This is a genomic window from Thioclava nitratireducens, assembly GCF_001940525.2.
GTDB classification, from domain to species: domain Bacteria; phylum Pseudomonadota; class Alphaproteobacteria; order Rhodobacterales; family Rhodobacteraceae; genus Thioclava; species Thioclava nitratireducens.
Genome location: NZ_CP019437.1, coordinates 1,843,486 through 1,862,481, shown reverse-complemented (window position 1 = coordinate 1,862,481; position 18,996 = coordinate 1,843,486). Strand labels below are relative to the sequence as shown.

The following is an 18,996-nucleotide window of genomic DNA, read 5'->3' as shown; positions in this document are numbered from 1 at the left end:
CCCCCTTGCAAAACTCTCGCAAGGATTCGAAATTAAACGGGTGTTCAATTCATCCGGTTGAGGTCGAGCCTTTACCGAAAGTGAGCTCGGGGAGGAGTTTCATGGATTACGCGCTCAGCGAGGAACAGCAGGCCATTTTCGACATGGCTTACGCCTTCGGGCAGGACGAGATCGCCCCCCATGCGGACGCGTGGGAAGAGGCCGGCACGATCCCGAAAGAGCTCTGGCCGAAAGTGGCCGAGCTGGGTCTGGGCGGCATCTACGTCTCCGAAGACTATGGCGGATCGGGCCTGTCGCGCCTCGATGCCACGCTCGTCTTCGAGGCGCTCGCGATGTCCTGCCCCGCCGTGGGCTCGTTCCTGTCGATCCACAACATGTGCGGCGGCATGATCGACAAGTTCGGCTCGGACGAGGACAAGGCGCGCTGGCTGCCCGATCTGGTCAGCATGAAAAAGGTCTTCTCCTACTGCCTGACCGAGCCGGGTTCAGGCTCGGACGCAGCGGCGCTGCGGACCAAGGCCGAGCGCTCGAACGAAGGCTGGGTCCTGAACGGTACCAAGGCGTTCATCTCGGGCGGCGGCTATTCGGATGCCTATGTAACGATGGTACGCACCGGCGATCCGGGGCCCAAGGGCATCTCCACCGTGGTCGTCGAGGACGGCGCGAAGGGGCTCAGCTTCGGCGGGCTGGAGCGCAAGATGGGCTGGAAGGCTCAGCCGACCGCGCAGGTGCAATTCGACGATTGCCACATTCCGGCGGAGAACTTGCTGGGCGAAGAGGGCAAAGGCTTTACTTATGCGATGGCGGGTCTCGATGGCGGGCGTCTGAATATCGCGGCCTCCGCCCTCGGCGGGGCGCAGGCCGCGCTCAACAAGACGCTGGCCTATATGGGCGAGCGAAAGGCCTTCGGTAAATCGCTCGACCAGTTCCAGGCGCTGCAATTCCGCCTCGCCGATATGGAGGTGAAGCTGGAATCCGCGCGCACCTTCCTGCGTCAGGCGGCATGGAAGCTCGACAACAAGACCCATGATGCGACGAAGTTCTGCGCCATGGCTAAACTCTATGTGACGGATGCCTCATTCGATGTGGCAAACCAATGCCTGCAATTGCATGGTGGTTACGGCTATCTTGCCGATTACGGGATCGAGAAGATCGTGCGCGACCTGCGCGTGCACCAGATCCTTGAAGGCACGAATGAAATCATGCGGCTGATCGTCAGCCGCGCGATGCTGGCGGAGCGTGGATGACCGAAGAAACGATGATCGCGAGAAAGGAAGGCCACGCCGGACGGCTGACCTTCAATCGACCCAAGGCGCTCAACGCGCTCGATCACGAGATGGCCATGGCGATCGAGGCGGCGCTCGACGCATGGCGCGACGACCCGGAGGTCGATCTTGTCGTGATCGACGCAGCGGGTGATCGCGCCTTCTGCTCGGGCGGCGACATCGCCGCCGTCTACCGGGCCGGGATCGCTGGCGATTATGCACCGGGACGCGACTTCTGGCGCGACGAATACCGGATGAACGCAAAGATCGCGGAATATCCCAAGCCCATCGTCGCCTTCATGCAGGGCTTCGTGATGGGCGGCGGCGTCGGCGTCGGCGGCCATGCCAGCCACCGGATCGTGGGCGAAAGCACGCAGGTCGCGATGCCGGAAAGCGGGATCGGGCTGATCCCGGACGTGGGCGGCACGCTTTTGCTGGCGCGCGCGCCAGGCCACGTGGGCGAATATCTCGGCCTCACGGGGGCGCGAATGAACGCAACCGACGCGCTCTATGCCGGGTTCGCCGATATGTTCGTGCCCGAGGCCGATTGGGAGGAGTTGAAGACCCGGCTCATCGAGACCGGCAATATCGACACCCTGCCCCATCCGCGCACCCCGCCCGAACCCGGCAAGCTGGAGGGCCTGCGCCCCGAGATCGACCGCATCTTCTGGGCCGAGAACCTCAGCGCGATCGTCGCCAAGCTCGAGACTTCGGGCAGCGAGTTCGCCGAGAAGACCTACAAGACGGTGCTGCGCAACTCCGCGCTGTCGATGGAGGCGACGCTGCGCCTGATCCGCATGACCCGCGCCGAGAACACGATCCGCGCCGCCCTCACCCATGAGTTCCGCTTTACCTGGCGTGCGGCGGAGCTAGGTGATTTTCTTGAGGGCGTGCGGGCGCAGATCATCGACAAGGATCGCAATCCGCAATGGAAATATGCTCTGGATGCGCTGCCGGAAGAGGCGGTCGCGCAGATGCTGGAGCCGCTCGGCCCCGAATGGGCCATCTGGGAGGAGACGACATGAAAATCGCATTCATCGGGCTTGGAAACATGGGTGGGCCCATGGCGGCCAATCTGGTCGCCGCGGGTCACAAAGTGATCGGCTTCGACCTCACCGCCCCGCCGCCCGAGGGCGTGGGTCGGGCGACGACCGCAGCGGCTGCGGCGCAGGAGGCCGAGGTCGTCATCACCATGCTCCCCAACGGCCAGATCCTGCGCGACGTCGCGAAGGAAGTGATCCCGGCGATGCAGGAAGATGCGGTGCTGTGCGATTGCTCGACCGTCGATGTCGACAGCGCGAAAGCGGTCGCGGCGATGGCGGCAGAGCGCGGCCTCGGTTCGCTCGACGCGCCTGTCTCCGGTGGCGTGGGCGGCGCGACCAACGGCACGCTGACCTTCATGGTGGGTGGTGACGCGAAAAGCTTCGAGATCGTGAAGCCCCTCTTCGACGTGATGGGCCAGAAGGCCGTGCATTGCGGCGAAGCGGGCGCGGGTCAGGCGGCCAAGATCTGCAACAACATGATCCTCGGCGTGACGATGATCGCGACCTGCGAAGCCTTCGCGTTGGCCGACAAGCTGGGCCTCGACCGCGAGAAGATGTTCGACGTGGTCTCGACCTCCTCGGGTCAGAGCTGGTCGATGAACACCTATTGCCCGGCGCCGGGCGTCGGCCCGCAATCGCCCGCCGACAACGATTACAAGCCGGGCTTCGCCGCCGAGCTGATGCTCAAGGACCTGCGGCTGAGCCAGCAGGCCGCCGAGAGCGCCGATGCCGACACGCCGATGGGCAAGCTGGCCGCCGCGCTCTATTCGGCCTTCGTGGAAACCGAAGGCGGCAAGGGCCGCGACTTCTCGGCCATGCTGCCGCGTTTCGAAAAGCGCAGCCGCACCTGAATTCCGAGTGGAGGCGCGTCACCGCGCCTCCCGCAGTTAATCCTTGCCGCCTGAGTTCGCGTAACAGTATCAAGTTGCAAGGAAGCTGCGCCACGGAAAGGGCTTTGAATGTTCAAGAACAATGTCGGCGGCATCGACCGCACTCTGCGCATCGTGGTCGGGCTGGCCCTGATCATCGCCTTCTTCATGACCCCGCCCGGCCCCTATCGCTGGCTTTTCTGGGTGGGGCTGATTCCGCTCGGGACCGGGTTGCTGGGCACCTGCCCGCTCTACTCGATGCTCGGCGTCAATACCTGTAAGAAGTAACCCCAGAAGCCTGATTTCGCCCCGAGGGCGAGCCGGACCCCGCCGAATGACCGCGCGTCTTCGGCGGGGTCTTGCTTGTGAGAGGGTTGCGCGTGGATAAAGCCCGATTCCGCGATGGAACGGCTGGCCAGCTACGTTCATTTATATCCCAACACGCGCATGAGGCGCGTCAGGAAAGGAGAGGTCACATGAAACACCTGACCCAGCTTACCCTCGCCGCTGCCCTCGGGGCGAGCCTTCTGCCCGGGGCCGCCCTTGCTGACGGCCATGGCCACGGCAAATGGAAGAACGACCGCGGCCACGCAGAGCGCGATTACAGGGGCTGCCCGCCCGGACTGGCCAAGAAGAACAATGGCTGCCGTCCGCCCGGTCTCGCCAAGAAAAGCTATCGCCACGACGACGAGCGCGACGACGAATGGCGGGACGCGGAGCGCCGTTGGCGCCGCGGTGACCGGATCACCGGCGACTACGTCCTGATCCGCGACCCGAACCGCTACGGCCTGAACGACAATCGCACCTATTGGCGCTCCAACGGCTACGTCTATCAGGTCGACCGCCAGACCGGCGAAGTGCTCGCTCTGATCGGACTCGCGCGTTCGATCCTCGGCTACTGACTTCGCAGACGCAGCGTCAACCGCGACATAGCGCCGCATCTGAACACGAGGCCTTCACGTAAAGTGGAGGCCTTTGTGATTTGACACGGAAATCTCGTAATTTTTTATTAAGCAATAACAGCAACTTACAGCGCGCAACAGCTTTCGCTTCTACGCATGGCGGCAATGCGGAATCTGCAATGGACCTTTTCGCCGCAATGCGGCATTTGGTCCCTCAAGACGAAAGGAAAACGCGCATGACTTATCTCCCCCGTGTCGCGCTGATCGCGGTGATCGGCGCAGCTTTTACCCCGATGGCAGCTCTCGCAGATGGTCCGATGAGCGCCGCAGGTTCGAAAATGGCAGCAAGCGTCTCGGTCGCGAACCAGTCGCATGACCAGAAGCCCTCGGTTCGCAACGACCTGCTGTGGCAAGTTGGCCAGCAGATCACCGAGAACCACGTTCGCCTCCGCCAGCCCGCCGCGTTCGGCCTGAAGGCTGACGCGACCTACTGGCGCTCGTTCGGCTACATCTACGAAGTCAGCCCCGAGAGCGGCGAAGTGCTCGCCCAGGTCGGCAAGGCCACGGACATCGTCGGCTTCTGAGCCACGGTCCAGACGGAAATTGAAAAACGGGCGGAACCACTCCGCCTGTTTTTTATTGTCCTCGAAAGGTTGGAGGACAGAAAGATGTATCGATTCTCAATTTCGTTGCCCGATGACACGCGCGTGGATAGGCTTTCAAGATGAGGATCGTGATGCGCCCACTCGCCCTGATTGCGCTGACCTGCGCCCTGCCTGCCCTCGCCTCTGCCGAAGGATCGGCGCAAGGGGTTCAGGTAATGCGCGGTGGAAAGATCGACATGGGTAGCCCCGCAGCGCAGGAAGCCAAAGCTTCCGCAAAGGCCGCGCCGGAGTGCAAGACGCTCACGACGGGCGACACGTTCTGCAAGGTCGCCACGACCAATGGCACGTCACGCTGGGTACTGCAGGGTCAGATGGAGCCCGAGTTCAGCGTCGGCGATGTGTTTCCAGTCTATCAGCACTCGATGATCCTGAACCTGCGCCGCTACGATCTGCCGATCGTGACCGGCGCCTGGCGCTACTACAACGTGCGCGGCGTGATCTACAAAGTCGGCGCGGAAGACCACAAGGTCATGGAAGTCATCGGCCGCACCGCGCGGCGCTGAGCCCGCGCGCCCGCGACCAGAGCGCGGCGGATCACTCCGCCGCGACCTTCACTCCCAGCATCTGCGCAAGGTAATGGCCGGTATGGCTGCGCGGGTTGGTGGCCACTTCTTCCGGCGTACCGACCGCCACGATCTCGCCGCCGCCATCGCCGCCCTCGGGGCCGATATCGATGATATGATCGGCCGTCTTGATGACGTCGAGATTGTGCTCGATCACCACGACGGTGTTGCCCTGCTCCACGAGGCTGTGCAGCACCTCCAGCAGTTTTCGAACATCTTCGAAGTGCAGACCGGTCGTCGGCTCGTCGAGAATGTACAAAGTGCGACCTGTGGCGCGTTTCGACAGTTCCTTGGACAGCTTCACCCGCTGCGCCTCGCCGCCTGACAGCGTCGTCGCCTGTTGGCCGACCTTGATATAGCCAAGGCCCACCTCCATCAGCGCGTCCATCTTCTCGCGGATCGAGGGCACCGCCTTGAAGAACTCCTGCGCGTCCTCGACCGTCATGTCGAGCACATCCGCGATGGACTTGCCCTTATACTGGATTTCAAGCGTCTCGCGGTTGTAGCGCTTGCCCTTGCAGGTCTCGCATTCGACATAGACGTCGGGCAGGAAGTGCATCTCGATCTTGATCACGCCATCGCCCTGACAGGCCTCGCAGCGCCCGCCCTTCACGTTGAAGGAGAACCGCCCCGGCTTGTAGCCGCGCGCCTTCGCCTCCGGCAGACCGGCGAACCAGTCGCGGATCGGGGTGAAGGCGCCGGTATAGGTCGCCGGGTTCGAGCGCGGCGTGCGCCCGATCGGGCGCTGGTCGATGTCGATGACCTTGTCGAGATGCTCCAACCCCTTGATCGTATCGCAGGGCGCGGGCGTCTGACGCGCACCGTTGAGCCGCATCGAGGCGGTCTTGAACAGGGTCTCGATGGTGAGCGTGGACTTGCCCCCGCCCGAAACGCCGGTCACGCAAACGAACTTGCCGAGCGGGAACTCGGCCGTGACGTTCTTGAGGTTGTTGCCGGTCGCACCCACGACCTTGAGCTTCTTCTTGTTGCCCTTGCGCCGCTCGGTCGGGACCGCGATCTCGCGCGTGCCGGACAGGTATTGCCCGGTCAGCGACGCCGGATCGGCGGCGATCTCTTCGGGCGTGCCGCGCGAAACGACCTGACCGCCATGCACGCCGGCGCCCGGGCCGATATCGAAGACGTAATCGGCATGGCGGATCGCATCCTCGTCATGCTCCACCACGATCACCGTATTGCCCTGATCGCGCAGGTTTTTCAGCGTCTGGAGGAGGCGGTCGTTGTCGCGCTGGTGCAGGCCGATCGACGGCTCGTCGAGCACGTAGAGCACGCCCGTCAGGCCCGAACCGATCTGCGAGGCCAGCCGGATCCGCTGGCTCTCGCCGCCCGACAGAGTGCCCGCCGCGCGGCTCATGGTCAGGTAATCGAGACCCACATTCACGAGGAAGCCGAGGCGTTCACGGATTTCCTTGAGGATCGCCGTCGCGATTTCGTTCTTCTGGTGCGAGAGGCTGCCCGGCACGGTGGCGACCCACTCATGGGCCTCCTTGATCGACATCTCGACCACGTGGCCCACATGCTTGCCGCCGATCTTCACGGCGAGCGCTTCGGGCCGCAGGCGGTAGCCGCCGCAGGCGTGGCAGGGACGGTTGTTCTGATAGCGCTCCATCTCCTCGCGCGACCAGGCAGAGTCGGTCTCGCGGTAGCGGCGCTCCATGTTCGGGATGATCCCCTCGAAGGTGCGGCTAACCTCGTAGACGCGGCCGCCCTCGTCGAAGCGGAACTTGATCTCTTCATCGCCCGAGCCGCGCAGGAACAGCTCCTGCACGTTTTCCGGCAGATCCTTCCACGGCTTTTTCGGGTCGAAGCCGTAATGTTTCGACAGCGCCTCGATCGTCTGGGTGTAATAGGGCGATTTCGTCCGCGCCCAGGGGGCCAGCGCCCCGCCCTGCACCGAGAGCGTCACGTCGGGCACCATCAGGCGCTCGTCGAAGAACAGTTCGACGCCGAGGCCGTCACAGACCGGGCAGGCCCCGAACGGCGCGTTGAACGAGAACAGGCGCGGTTCGATCTCGGGGATCGTGAAGCCCGACACCGGACAGGCGAAGTTTTCCGAGAAGGTCGTGCGTTCGGGCTCCCCCTCGCCTTCGCGCGGCGCGCTCTCGAAGATCGCGATGCCGTCGGCGAGGTCGAGCGCGGTGCGGAAACTGTCGGCCAGCCGCGTCTCCATCCCCTCGCGCACGACGACGCGATCCACGACCACGTCGATGTTGTGGCGGAATTTCTTGTCGAGCGTCGGCGGTTCTTCCAGCTCGTAGAACTCGCCATTCACCTTCACGCGCTGAAAACCTTGCTTGCGCAGCTCGATGAATTCCTTGCGATATTCGCCTTTGCGGTCGCGCACGATCGGGGCGAGCAGATAGCCGCGCGTGCCCTCCTCCATCTGCATCACGATATCGACCATATCCTGCACCTGCTGCGCCTCGATCGGCTCGCCGGTGGCGGGCGAATAGGGCGTGCCCGCGCGGGCGTAGAGCAGACGCAGGTAGTCGTAGATTTCGGTCACGGTGCCGACGGTGGAGCGCGGGTTCTTCGATGTCGTCTTCTGCTCGATCGAGATCGCAGGCGACAGACCCGAGATGTGATCGACGTCGGGTTTGCCCATCATGTCGAGGAACTGGCGCGCATAGGCGCTCAGACTTTCGACATAGCGGCGCTGCCCTTCGGCATAGATCGTGTCGAAGGCCAGCGAGGATTTCCCGGAGCCCGACAGCCCCGTGATCACCACGAACTGGTCACGCGGAATATCGACATCCACGCCCTTGAGATTGTGCTCGCGCGCGCCGCGCACTTCGATGAACTTCAGTTCAGCCATCCACGCCCCCTTTATCACCAGCCCTAGATAGGTGTTTCCCCGCGAGTCTCCAATCCAAATCTGCGAACGAAATGTGAACTTTCTGCATGGCGGCAATGTCGCGCGTATCCGTCGCGCCACTTGCACGCCTCGCAGCCCGATCAAAATTGCGGCAATTGGGCATTAAATTCCATTTCTTGAATGTATTTTCGACGGGTTTCGCGCTATCACTCTTGAAAGCGGTCCGGTATTTGCCACATGAACCGGGAAACGGGCCTGCGGGTCACGCGAATGCAAGAGGTAACGACATGCTGAATTTTCTTCGCCCTTCCGGTGGCAACCGGGTCGAGCGCATTGCCCCGCAGGACGCCGTCGCCAAGGCGAAAGCCGGTGAGCTGACCGTGGTCGACGTGCGTGAGGGCATGGAAGTGAAAAGCTCGGGCAAGGCCAAGGGCGCGCTTCATATCCCGCTCGCGACGATCCGCATGAAGGCCGACCCGTCGAGCCCGGAGAAGCATCCCGACCTCGACCCCGCGAAGCCGGTCGCGCTCTATTGCGCCTCGGGCGGGCGCTCGGCAGGTGCGGCGCAGATGCTGGTCCAGATGGGCTACGCCGAAGTCTACAATATCGGCGGGCTGGGCGACTGGCACGCAGGTGGCGGCGAGATCGAGCGCTGATCGCGCACTGTGTCGCATGATTTTGAAGGGGGCCCGCCGGGGCCCCTTTTGTTTTGCGCAGCCGATGGAATTGCGTGGGCGTGGCGCGTGCCTATATCGGATGCGTAACGATCAAAGGGTGAGACCGACAATGGGTTATGCCAAGACTGCGATGCTGATGGCGGCGATGACGGCGCTGTTCATGGGGCTGGGCTACCTGATGGGTGGTGCGACCGGCATGGTGATCGCGCTGATCTTCGCCGCCGGGATGAATGTCTATTCGTGGTGGAATTCGGACAAGATGGTGCTGCGGATGCATAACGCGCATCTGGTGGCGCCGGGCGACCGCGCGGGGCTGAACGCGCTGGTCGGGCAACTGGCCAAGAATGCCGACCTGCCGATGCCCGCCGTCTACCTGATCGACACGCCGCAGCCCAATGCCTTCGCCACTGGCCGCAACCCCGAGAACGCCGCCGTGGCGGTAACCGCCGGGCTGATGCAGAGCCTGTCGCGCGAAGAGCTGTCGGGCGTGATCGCTCACGAGTTGGCCCATATCAAACACCGCGACACCGCGATCATGACCGTGACGGCGAGCTTCGCCGGTGCGATTTCGATGCTGGCAAATTTCGCCCTGTTCTTCGGCGGCTCGCGCGAGCGGATGGGGATCATGGGCACGCTGGCGATGATGTTCCTCGCCCCGATGGCGGCGGCGCTGGTCCAGATGGCGATCTCGCGCACACGCGAATATGCGGCCGACAAGGAAGGGGCTGCGATCTGCGGCAACCCTCTCTGGCTGGCCTCGGCGCTGCAGCGGATCGAGGCTGGCGCGCGTCGGGTCGAGAATGTCGCCGCCGAGCGCAATCCTGCGACCGCGCATATGTTCATCATCAACCCGCTGAGCGGGCACGGCGCGGATAACCTGTTCGCCACCCACCCCTCTACCGAGAACCGCGTTGCAGCGCTGCGCCAGCTTGCGGGCGGTACGGGTGCGCGTCGTGAGCGCGCGGCCCCCGCGCCGGCTACGGGCGATTGGAGCGGTGCGCGCTCGATGCCGAAAGTGCGGCGGAAGGGCAAAGACGGGCCTTGGGGGTGAGGGCCGCGCCCGAGCCTCGGGTGGGCGCTTTGCTCCGTCAGGGACCGGGCACTTTATCTCTCAAGCCCGCAAGTCGGTAGTGCCGAAAGTGACATCGCCAATGCGCTTCCCTTAGGGAGTCGGGCGCGGCCCGGGGCTGGTCGCCCCGGGTCATAAGAAAAAGGCCGGGGTTCCCCCCGGCCTTTCGCACTTCCCGGCACATCCGATCAGAAGTGGATCGCGCGCCCGTAAGCGTCGAGCACCGACTCGTGCATCATCTCCGACAGGGTCGGGTGAGGGAAGACGGTGTTCATCAGGTCTTCCTCGGTGGTCTCCAGCTGGCGCCCCACGACATAGCCTTGGATCAGTTCGGTCACTTCCGCGCCGACCATATGCGCGCCCAGCAATTCGCCGGTCTTCGCGTCGAACACGGTCTTCACCAGCCCCTCGCTCTCGCCCAAGGCAATCGCCTTGCCGTTGCCAATGAAGGGGAAGCGGCCAACCTTGATGTCGTAGCCCGCCTCTTTCGCCTTCGCTTCCGTCATGCCGACCGAGGCGACCTGAGGCTGGCAATAGGTGCAGCCCGCGATCGAGCCCGGCTTGACCGGATGGGCGTGCTTGCCCGCGATCAGCTCGGCCACCATCACGCCCTCATGGCTCGCCTTGTGCGCGAGCCACGGTGCGCCCGCGATATCGCCGATGGCATAGAGCCCGTCGACGCCGGTGCGGCAGTATTCATCGGTCACGACATGGGTGCGGTCGATCTTCACGCCCGCCTCTTCAAGGCCCAGATCCTCGACATTGCCGACGATGCCGACCGCGGAGATCACGGTGTCGACTTCCAGCGTCTCGGTCTTGCCGCCCTTGTCGAGCGTTGCGATCACCTTGTCGGCCTTGCGGTCGAGCTTGGTTACCGTGGTCTTCTCGCGGATCGTCATGCCCTGTTTTTCGAACTGCTTCTTGGCGAATTTCGAGATTTCCTCGTCCTCGACGGGCAGCACGCGATCCATCACCTCGACGACCGTCGTCTCGGCGCCGAGCGTATTGAAGAAGCTGGCGAATTCGATACCGATCGCGCCCGAGCCGATGACCAGCAATTTCTTCGGCTCATGCGGCGGATTGAGCGCGTGCTTGTAGGACCAGACGCGTTTGCCGTCGGCCTCGAGCCCCGGCAGGTTGCGCGCCCGCGCGCCAGTCGCCAGCACGATGTTCTTGGCGGTCAACTCTTCGCTACCCTTGTCGGTTTTCACCGAAACCTTGCCCTTGCCGGCAAGTTTCGCGGTGCCCATCACGACATCGACCTTGTTCTTCTTGAGCAAGTGGCCGACGCCCGAAGCGAGCTGTTTGGCCACCCCGCGCGAGCGTTTCACCACCGCGTCGAGATCGTAGCCGAACTTCTCGGCGCTGAGGCCGAAATCCTTCGCGCGCTCCATCAGGTGGAACACCTCGGCCGAGCGCAGAAGCGCCTTCGTGGGAATACAGCCCCAGTTCAGGCAGATGCCGCCCAGATGCTCGCGCTCCACGATCGCGACCTTGAGGCCCAGCTGTGCGCCCCGGATGGCGCTGACATAGCCCCCCGGCCCTGCCCCGATCACGATCATGTCGTAGGTTTTCGATGCCATGTCTTCCCTCCGGTCAGAAACTGGTTTGGCATTAAACTATTTTGCGGATAGCTTCAACTCATCCGCATCCGCAAGCGCCTTGCGGTAGCCGCCCTGCTCCATGAATGCCTGTTCCTCGGGCGTTGTCTCGCGATCTAGCGCGGAATTGCGCCAAGGGAAGCGCCCGAACCGTTCGATCACTGAACGATGTGCGAGCGCGTGGCGCAGGTTATCTTCCGAGCGCCAGCGTTCGGAGAACAGGGTCACCGCCCGGTCCTGATCGGCAAGCTCTTCGGAATGCATGAAAGGAAGGTAGAAGAATTGCTGCAGCGGCGGCCCGATCTGCAGGTCGAACCCTTCGGCGATGGCGCGATCGGCATGGCGCCGTGCCATCGGGTCGGTCTGGAAGGCGCGCGGATCGTCTCGGAACATGTTGCGCGGGAACTGGTCGAGTAGCAGCAGAAGCGCCAGCGCGCCCTGCGCGTTGCGCTCCCATTCGGTCAGCGCGCCTTGCGCGCCTACCTGCCAGAGCGGCGCGTATCGACGCCGGATCGCGGCGTCGATCTGCTCGCTCGACTGGTACCAGTATTTCTCGCCGACCTCGATACGCCAGAAGCGTATAATCTCGTTGATGCGATCCATGGTGACGGCCCTCCCCTGCCGTGCCTGCCCCGCTGTCATCAGATCATGGTAGGGCAAGCGCAGAGGCAGGCAAAGGGCCTTGCATCAGGCGGCGGCATCCTCGTTCTTCGCGGCCTCGGTCTCGGCTTCCTCTTCGCTGGCCGCTTCGGCCTCCTCCTGCGCGACTTCCAGACGCGCCTCGACCGCCACCGCGGTCGCCGTCGGCGAGAGCAGCGTGTAGGAGCCGGTCTCGTCCACCGAAGGCGCTTCGCGGCGCGTCATCCGCCACACTGCATAGCCAGCGATCGCGGCGCAGAGCACACCGATATAGAGGAAGAACCCGCCCGGACCCATGACGCTCATCAGCCAGCCGGTCACGAGCGGCCCCGCCACCGCGCCAAGCCCGTTTACGAACATCAGCCCCGCAGAGGCGGCCGCCATGTCGGAGGAATCGAGATAGTCGTTGGTATAGGCGATCAAGAGCGAATAGAGCGGATTGGCCACACCGCCGATCAGCGTCGCTCCGATCAGCAGCACCCAGAAGGGTGGGTTGAGCGCGAAGATCGTGAACGTCACCACCGCGCCCGCGAGTGCCGCCCCCATGATCACGCGGCGCCGGTCCATTCGGTCCGAAGCCCAGCCGATCGGATATTGCAGCACGAGGCCGCCCACGTAGATCGCCGCCACGAAGGCCGAAATCTGCTTCACGTCGAGTCCTTCGGCGGTACCCCAGACCGAGGCCATGCCGAACATCGCCGAGATGATTCCACCCAGCAGGAAGAGCCCCACCATGCCCAGCGGCGAGGCTTCCCAGAGCCGCTTGAAGGTCATGCGCTGGATCGTCTCGAAGCTAGGCGCGGGCGAGGCTGCGAGCAGAATCGGCGTGAAGGACAGCGACACCAGAACCGAGGGGATCACGAAGAGGAGATACCCCGCCGGGTCGCCCACGTTCAGCAGCGCCTGCGCCGTGACGATGCCGAACATCTGCATGATCATGTAGAGCGACAGCGCCTGGCCGCGCGTCTCGTTGGTCGAACCCGCGTTCAGCCAGCTTTCCGCCGTGATATACACGCCCGAGAAGGAGAAGCCGATCAGCACGCGCATAGCGACCCAAGCAGGCCAGTTCGGGAAAGCCGCGTAGAGGATCAGCACCGCCGAGATCAGCGAGCCGAGCGCCGCGAAGACGCGGACGTGACCGACGCGCGCGATCATCTCGGGCACCATGCGCGACCCGAACAGGAAGCCCGCGAAATAGGCCGACATCACGAGCGACATGTAGAAGGTGTTGATGCCCTCGATCTTGCCGCGGATACCGAGCAGCGTGCCCTGCATCCCGTTGCCGACCATCAAGAGCATGATGCCCAGCAAAAGCGGCCATGTCTGGCGCAGCACTAACAGCATATCGGTCTCCCGGGGGCCTGAATTGGATTGCGTCGTCCCGCGGCATCTAGTCCGCGGCGACAACATTTCCAAGCCCTGAAAGCGACTCTAGGGAATTAGAAGCGACGCATCGCCGTAAGAGAAGAAACGGTAGCCCGTCTTAACCGCATGATCGTAAATTTTGCGTATGCGATCTTGCCCCATCAAGGCCGAGACGAGCATCAGCAGCGTCGATTTCGGCAAGTGGAAATTCGTCATCAGCGCGTCGGTGATGCGAAACTCGAAGCCGGGATAGATGAAGATGTCTGTGGCGTCCCGGAAGGGCACGATATGGCCTTTCGCGCCGCCCTCGGCGCGTGCGGCGCTCTCGATCAGGCGCAGCGCGGTGGTGCCGACGGGAATGACGCGGCCGCCTGCGGCCTTGGTCGCGTTGATCTCGGCCGCTGCCTGCTCGCTCACCTCGCCCCATTCGGAATGCATCTTGTGCGTGGTGACGTCCTCGACCTTCACCGGCAGGAAGGTGCCCGCGCCGACATGCAGCGTCACTTCGGTGAACTCCACGCCTTTGGCGGCCAGCGCCTCCAGCAACTCGCGGGTGAAATGGAGGCTGGCCGTGGGCGCCGCGACCGCGCCGGAATGGCGGGCGAAGACGGTCTGATAGTCGCGCTTGTCCTCGTCATCGGGGGCGCGCAGCGCCGCGATATAGGGCGGCAGCGGCATCGCTCCGGCCTCGGCCAGAGCCGCGTCGAAATCCTCGCCCGTGAGGTTGAAGCTGAGCCGCAGCTGGCCGTCCTCGATCGCCTCGACCTTGGCCGAAAGCGCGTCGGAGAAGACGATCTCCTCGCCCTCCTTCACCTTGCGCAAAGGCTTCGCCAGCGCGGACCATTCGCCGCCCGGTGCGGGCTCCAGAAGCGTCACCTCGACCTTCGCGACCACCTCGCCCTGTGCGCTCTGCCGGGTCCGTGTGCCCGCCAGCCGCGCCGGGATCACCTTGGTATTGTTGAGCACCAGCCGGTCGCCGGGGCGGAAGATGTCGACCAGATCACGCACGTGGCGATCATGAATTGTATCACCTTCGGCTAACAACAATCGTGCCGCATCGCGCGGGCGCGCAGGTCGCGTCGCAATCAGCCCCTCGGGGAGCTCGAAATCAAAATCGTCTAGCTTCATCTTCAGCCTTATTCGCTCAGCACCTTGGGCGGCGGCGCCCGGAACAGCTCACGCAATCCGCCGGGCGCCAGAACCGACAGCGGGTTGATCGAGACCTTCGGCGCGTCGGCGCTTCCGCGCAGCGAGTAGTTGAAGCCGAAGAGCCCTTCCCCCGCCTTCGAGATGACCTGACCGATCCCGTTCACGAGATAGAAAGGCGAGATCACGCCCTTCATGTTCAGCGTCTTCGATTGCGGGTAGTAGTTGCCCGTCATCGTCACCCCCATGGAGGCCCCTACGGCGGCGCCCCGTGTGACACTCACCCCGTTGGGCGTCAAGCGGAAGGCGCCATCGACGGAACTGAACAGGATGCCCTCGCCGCTCAGCTGTTCCAGCAGCCCCACGCCCGAGGCCGCCGACAGCAGTGAGGCCAGAACCGGCGCGTCCTTCACCCGCAGGTTCGCGACGGTGAGCTTGCCGTCATAGCTTTTCTGCCCAACCGGCGTCAGCACCAGCGTGCCCTGCCCGCCGCGCGCCTTGGTGAATATTCCGGTTGCCGCCAGCGCCTGTCCCGCATCTTGCGTTTGTGCCCGGACTGCGACGCGCCCGCCCGCGGCGGGGATCACCGTGCCGTCGATCGGCGCGCTGCCGTTCAACTGTCCCTGGAACCGGCCCGACAGACCGCCCCGCGTACTGAAATCGCCGCGAAACCCGGTGAGCGCGATGCCGTCCGTTATCTGCACCCGGTCGAGGGCTGCATTAATCGACGTGCTGCCCCCACCGCCTGCGCCGGCCCCGCCGCTGCCGCCCAGATCCGCCTGTGCGAGGTTCAGATCGCCGGAGGTGACATTCACCTTCGGCGGGCGCGCCTTGCCCTGGCCTATCAGATCGACGCTACCGTCGAACCAGTTGCCGACGCTGAGGCGCGAGAACCGCGCCCGGTTCAGCCCGCCGCCCTTGTTCAGCGTGATCCCGCCCTGCGCCTTCAGCCCCGCCGCGCTCAGCGACAAGCTGTCGATATCGGGTGGCGCGCCGAGCGTGCCGGAAATCTTCAGATCGCCCGCGCTGCCCGCAGGTTTGCTCCACCCGATTTCCGGGATCGACAACCGCACCCCCTGCAGCGCACTGGTGAAGGTGAAGGCGGTCGGCTGATCCTTGCGCAGATCGAGCGCGATACGACCTTTGCCCGCGCCACCCACCATACCGTTCGGCAAGGCAATCCCAAGACGATCCAGCCCGTCGGCGCTTACATCGACCGTGCCCGCAACCTCCGAGCGGCCCTTGTGCTCCGGCCCGAACTTCTGCGTCCAGGCTGCATCGAACCCGACACCGGACAGTGTCCCCTTGCCGGAAATCGTCATCCCCTTGGGATCGGCCTTCAGCGTCAGCAAATCGGCCCGCAGCGTCCGGTTGGGCACCAGCGTGTCGGTCTTCACCTCGGTCAGCCGGGCGGTGACATCGAAACCGATCTCGTCCTGCGGCACCTTGGGTTTAAGCGGTAGCCGGATTACCGAACGCGCCTCGGCCCAACCCTGCGCGATATCGGTGCTCATGCCTGCCTTGCTGAGAAACTCGAAAGGCGGCTGATCGAGCAGCGACAGCGCCGCCGGGATCGGCGAGCGGGTCATCAGCGTGACCTCCGCCGGGGCTGGTTTGATGCGGATATCGGGCACGATGAGCGACGAGCCCGTCACCTCGATCCGGCCGCCCGACGGCGCGGTCACATGCCCCTCCTCGACCTTGAGCGCCTGACGCGTGTCGATGATCGTGGCGAAGCCTCGGCCCTGCTGAACGGGCGGCAAGGTGTTGATGATCCGCACATCCGCGCCGCGGAACTCGTAGCCAAGCGCCAGTTTCGGCTGCGCCCCCGGCACCAGCCGCAGCGCGACGCGGGCATTGCGCAGTTGGCCGGTGGTCACGTTCTTCTCGAGCCATTCGCGGGTCTTCGGCACCACCGCCGGCGGCCAGAGCGCGAGCAGCTTGGTCTGGTCGATCTGGTCGATCCCGGCATCGAGCGCGACTTTCCAACCGTCCTTCTCGGCGCTAACCTTGCCGCGCGCCGAAATCGTTGTGTCGCCCTGATCGTTCAGCTCCAGCTGCCCGATATCGACGCGGAACGGATCGAGGTTGAGCCGGAAGTCGACCGCGCCTTGCGCGAATTGCACAGGGCTCTCGAACAGACCCGCCGGGTCGAGCTGCAGATCGGAAATCGCGATCTGGCCGAGGATCTCCTTCGGCACGCCGCCCTCGAGATCGCGCAGATAGGTGTGGCCTGCCGCCCGCAGCCGCAATGCCCTGCTGTTGAGCGAAAGCGTCGAGACCTCGACGCGCTGCCGCTTCGGGTCATAGCTGAGATAGAGCTTGCCATTCTCGATCGGGATCGGCTTCACGCCCTCGTTGGGCCGGATCGCGCCGCGCCCGATCTCGAGCATCGCGTTCATCCCGGTCAGTTCGCCCTTGTCGTTCAGCCCGGAGCGCAGCGCCCCCGAGATCGGCGCATCGAGCACGCCGAGCGCCGCGAGCGCCGGCGCCTGCACCGCGAGATCGCGCGCCGGAAGCGCGGTCACGGCAGCCCCGAAACTCGCTTCGCGGCTGGCCTTCTGCGTGGTCATCGACAGCGCGACCTGCGCCGGCTTCGCCCGACCACTACCCAGATCGAACCCAAGCGCGACAGAGATTTCGCTATCGCTCTGCGTCAGTTTGAACCTGCCGTCGCTGACCTTCCAGAGCCGGTCGAGACGCTCGTCCATCAGCCGGAGTTGCAAGTCTTCGGCGCTGATCTGCTGCAGGTTGGACAGCGCTGGAACCTCGAGCGTTTTTTCAAAGGTCTCAATGAGATCGGAGGCATTGTTCAGGTCGATATTGGCGAAGCGATTGCCGCCGCCGAAATCGAGATCGAGCTTGCCATCGGGCAGGCGATGCAGCGAAAGGCTCGCCCCGCGCAGCCGGAACGAACGCGGCTCCACCCGCCCGCGCAGCAGCGGCTCCGCCCAGAGCGTCATGCGCAGCTCGGGCAACACCGCGATCGGCAGGCCCGAAGGCCGCTCGAGCCGCACCGTGTTCAGCCGGATCCGGGGCCGGATCCCGTCATCGATATAGAGATCGATCCCGCCGGATAGCCGAACCCGCATCTGCCCCTGCAACGCGTCATTGGCGCGTGTCTCGATGCGGGAAACAACCCATTGCGGTACGGCGACCGCGCGATGCGTGATGACGAGAAAGGCCCCGGCGGCCACGATTCCGAGAAACAGGAAGCTGAGAACCAGCAAGAGCCCGGTGCGCGCCCTGCGGCCGCGACCTGCCGACGTTTCCGCCCCGGTGGCGACCGTCTCGGCGTCGCCCGTCGACGCTTTGCCCGCCCTATCGGGCGTGCCAGACGTTTCGCGGCTATCGGGACGCTCTCTCTCCATACCGTTCGTCTTGCGCCCGTTGGCTCGGGGCCGTTTCTCCCTCGGAAGCGGCGCGTGCCGACCCCGTCTCATCTGCCGGGCCCACCGCGCGCGGTCTTGCCCGGGTCTCCTGCCTCGTGGTTAAGTCTCGCGCAAGCGGGCGTGGAAAGTAAGCCCCGAACTTGCAAGGAGGTTCCCCAATGATCGAGACAGGCGAAAAAGCGCCGGACTTCACTCTGCCCGCCACGGGTGGCAAAAGCTTCGAAACACTCGGAAATCCGATCACGGAGGAGGGTAACCTGACGCTGTCGGCCTTCGCCGGCCGTCCGGTCGTGCTGTATTTCTATCCCAAGGACAACACGCCCGGCTGCACCACCGAGGCGCTCGATTTCACCCGGCTCGCCCCGGATTTCGCCGCCGCAGGCGCGGTCGTTGTCGGCATCTCCAAGGACAGCCTGAAGAAGCACGAGAATTTCTGCGCCAAGTATGACCTGGGGATATATCTGGCCTCCGACGATGATGCGGAAACCTGCGAAGCTTACGGTGTCTGGGCCGAAAAATCGATGTATGGCAAGACCTTCTGGGGCATCGTTCGCGCGACCTTCCTGATCGACGCAGACGGCAAGGTGGCGAAGGTCTGGCCGAAGGTGAAGGTCAAAGGCCACGCAGAAGAGGTGCTCGGCGCCGTCCGAGACCTCGGCTGAGCGAAACCCCGAAAAGGCGCTTTCCCGGGCGTCCACCCTCGCGACGCGGCGCCCGTCGCACGGCGACCGCCAGCGGCAAGCGCGGATCACACCAACGTGACGCCCGCATGACCGGCAGGACCTAAACCGCCGGGAAGTCCCGTCTTTTGGGCAAGAAACCGCTCATACCGCGCGCGCGAAGGAACCGTGACCGAATGTGCCCGGGAAAGAGGTTGCCCGGACCTGCCCCCCTTGGTAATCCCTTTGGCCAAGGGCGGAGGACTTATCCACAAGCAGGACGGGTGCACCGCCGCGAGCGACGCGCG

The 18,996-nt window shown here is 64.3% G+C and carries 16 protein-coding genes; 10 read left to right on the top strand and 6 right to left on the bottom strand.

Annotated elements, in window-relative coordinates:
• The first annotated feature begins 101 nt into the window (after nucleotides 1–101).
• The 7 genes from BMG03_RS08935 to BMG03_RS08905 all read left to right on the top strand — a co-directional run bounded on the left by BMG03_RS08935 (nucleotide 102) and on the right by BMG03_RS08905 (nucleotide 5,247).
• Complete coding sequence (locus BMG03_RS08935) at nucleotides 102–1,247, top strand: acyl-CoA dehydrogenase family protein (RefSeq protein ID WP_075774601.1); 1,146 nt, start codon at nucleotides 102–104, stop codon at nucleotides 1,245–1,247.
• Nucleotides 1,244–2,290 (top strand): enoyl-CoA hydratase/isomerase family protein, encoded by a 1,047-nt coding sequence (locus tag BMG03_RS08930; protein ID WP_075774600.1) that lies wholly within the window; start codon nucleotides 1,244–1,246, stop codon nucleotides 2,288–2,290. The genes BMG03_RS08935 and BMG03_RS08930 overlap by 4 nt, the downstream gene beginning before the upstream one ends.
• On the top strand, nucleotides 2,287–3,159 hold the full coding sequence (gene mmsB, locus BMG03_RS08925) for a 3-hydroxyisobutyrate dehydrogenase (RefSeq protein WP_075774599.1): 873 nt from the start codon (nucleotides 2,287–2,289) through the stop codon (nucleotides 3,157–3,159). Before BMG03_RS08930 ends, mmsB begins: the two co-directional genes overlap by 4 nt.
• Before the next feature lie 108 nt (nucleotides 3,160–3,267).
• The gene (locus BMG03_RS08920) at nucleotides 3,268–3,465 is read left to right on the top strand and encodes a YgaP family membrane protein (protein ID WP_075774598.1); all 198 of its coding nucleotides are present in this window, start codon (nucleotides 3,268–3,270) and stop codon (nucleotides 3,463–3,465) included.
• A 188-nt stretch (nucleotides 3,466–3,653) separates the two neighbouring features.
• A complete protein-coding gene (locus BMG03_RS08915) occupies nucleotides 3,654–4,079 on the top strand; it encodes a hypothetical protein (RefSeq protein ID WP_075774597.1) in 426 nt (141 codons plus the stop codon).
• Between the two features lie 236 nt (nucleotides 4,080–4,315).
• Nucleotides 4,316–4,663 (top strand): hypothetical protein, encoded by a 348-nt coding sequence (locus BMG03_RS08910; protein WP_075774596.1) that lies wholly within the window; start codon nucleotides 4,316–4,318, stop codon nucleotides 4,661–4,663.
• A 152-nt stretch (nucleotides 4,664–4,815) separates the two neighbouring features.
• Nucleotides 4,816–5,247: a hypothetical protein gene (locus BMG03_RS08905; RefSeq protein WP_075774595.1), complete on the top strand. Its 432-nt coding sequence runs from the start codon at nucleotides 4,816–4,818 to the stop codon at nucleotides 5,245–5,247.
• Nucleotides 5,248–5,278: 31 nt separating this feature from the next.
• Here the strand turns inward: BMG03_RS08905 and uvrA are convergent, their stop codons facing one another.
• Nucleotides 5,279–8,140: an excinuclease ABC subunit UvrA gene (gene uvrA, locus BMG03_RS08900; RefSeq protein ID WP_075774594.1), complete on the bottom strand. Its 2,862-nt coding sequence runs from the start codon at nucleotides 8,138–8,140 to the stop codon at nucleotides 5,279–5,281.
• A gap of 287 nt (nucleotides 8,141–8,427) precedes the next feature.
• On the opposite strand from uvrA, the gene BMG03_RS08895 reads away from it, so the two are divergent.
• Complete coding sequence (locus BMG03_RS08895) at nucleotides 8,428–8,796, top strand: rhodanese-like domain-containing protein (RefSeq protein WP_075774593.1); 369 nt, start codon at nucleotides 8,428–8,430, stop codon at nucleotides 8,794–8,796.
• Nucleotides 8,797–8,926: 130 nt separating this feature from the next.
• On the top strand, nucleotides 8,927–9,868 hold the full coding sequence (htpX, locus tag BMG03_RS08890; RefSeq protein WP_075774592.1) for a zinc metalloprotease HtpX: 942 nt from the start codon (nucleotides 8,927–8,929) through the stop codon (nucleotides 9,866–9,868).
• A gap of 206 nt (nucleotides 9,869–10,074) precedes the next feature.
• On the opposite strand, the gene lpdA is transcribed toward htpX, so the two are convergent.
• The 5 genes from lpdA to BMG03_RS08865 all read right to left on the bottom strand — a co-directional run bounded on the left by lpdA (nucleotide 10,075) and on the right by BMG03_RS08865 (nucleotide 18,008).
• Complete coding sequence (lpdA, locus tag BMG03_RS08885) at nucleotides 10,075–11,469, bottom strand: dihydrolipoyl dehydrogenase (RefSeq protein ID WP_075774591.1); 1,395 nt, start codon at nucleotides 11,467–11,469, stop codon at nucleotides 10,075–10,077.
• A gap of 36 nt (nucleotides 11,470–11,505) precedes the next feature.
• Nucleotides 11,506–12,090 (bottom strand): DUF924 family protein, encoded by a 585-nt coding sequence (locus BMG03_RS08880; protein ID WP_075774590.1) that lies wholly within the window; start codon nucleotides 12,088–12,090, stop codon nucleotides 11,506–11,508.
• An 84-nt stretch (nucleotides 12,091–12,174) separates the two neighbouring features.
• Nucleotides 12,175–13,470: an MFS transporter gene (locus tag BMG03_RS08875; RefSeq protein WP_075774589.1), complete on the bottom strand. Its 1,296-nt coding sequence runs from the start codon at nucleotides 13,468–13,470 to the stop codon at nucleotides 12,175–12,177.
• Nucleotides 13,471–13,557: 87 nt separating this feature from the next.
• Nucleotides 13,558–14,619 (bottom strand): tRNA preQ1(34) S-adenosylmethionine ribosyltransferase-isomerase QueA, encoded by a 1,062-nt coding sequence (gene queA / locus BMG03_RS08870; protein ID WP_075774588.1) that lies wholly within the window; start codon nucleotides 14,617–14,619, stop codon nucleotides 13,558–13,560.
• An 8-nt stretch (nucleotides 14,620–14,627) separates the two neighbouring features.
• The gene (locus BMG03_RS08865) at nucleotides 14,628–18,008 is read right to left on the bottom strand and encodes a YhdP family protein (protein ID WP_157771574.1); all 3,381 of its coding nucleotides are present in this window, start codon (nucleotides 18,006–18,008) and stop codon (nucleotides 14,628–14,630) included.
• Nucleotides 18,009–18,187: 179 nt separating this feature from the next.
• Between BMG03_RS08865 and BMG03_RS08860 the strand changes: the two genes are divergently transcribed.
• On the top strand, nucleotides 18,188–18,691 hold the full coding sequence (locus tag BMG03_RS08860; RefSeq protein ID WP_075774587.1) for a peroxiredoxin: 504 nt from the start codon (nucleotides 18,188–18,190) through the stop codon (nucleotides 18,689–18,691).
• The last annotated feature ends 305 nt before the right edge of the window (nucleotides 18,692–18,996 follow it).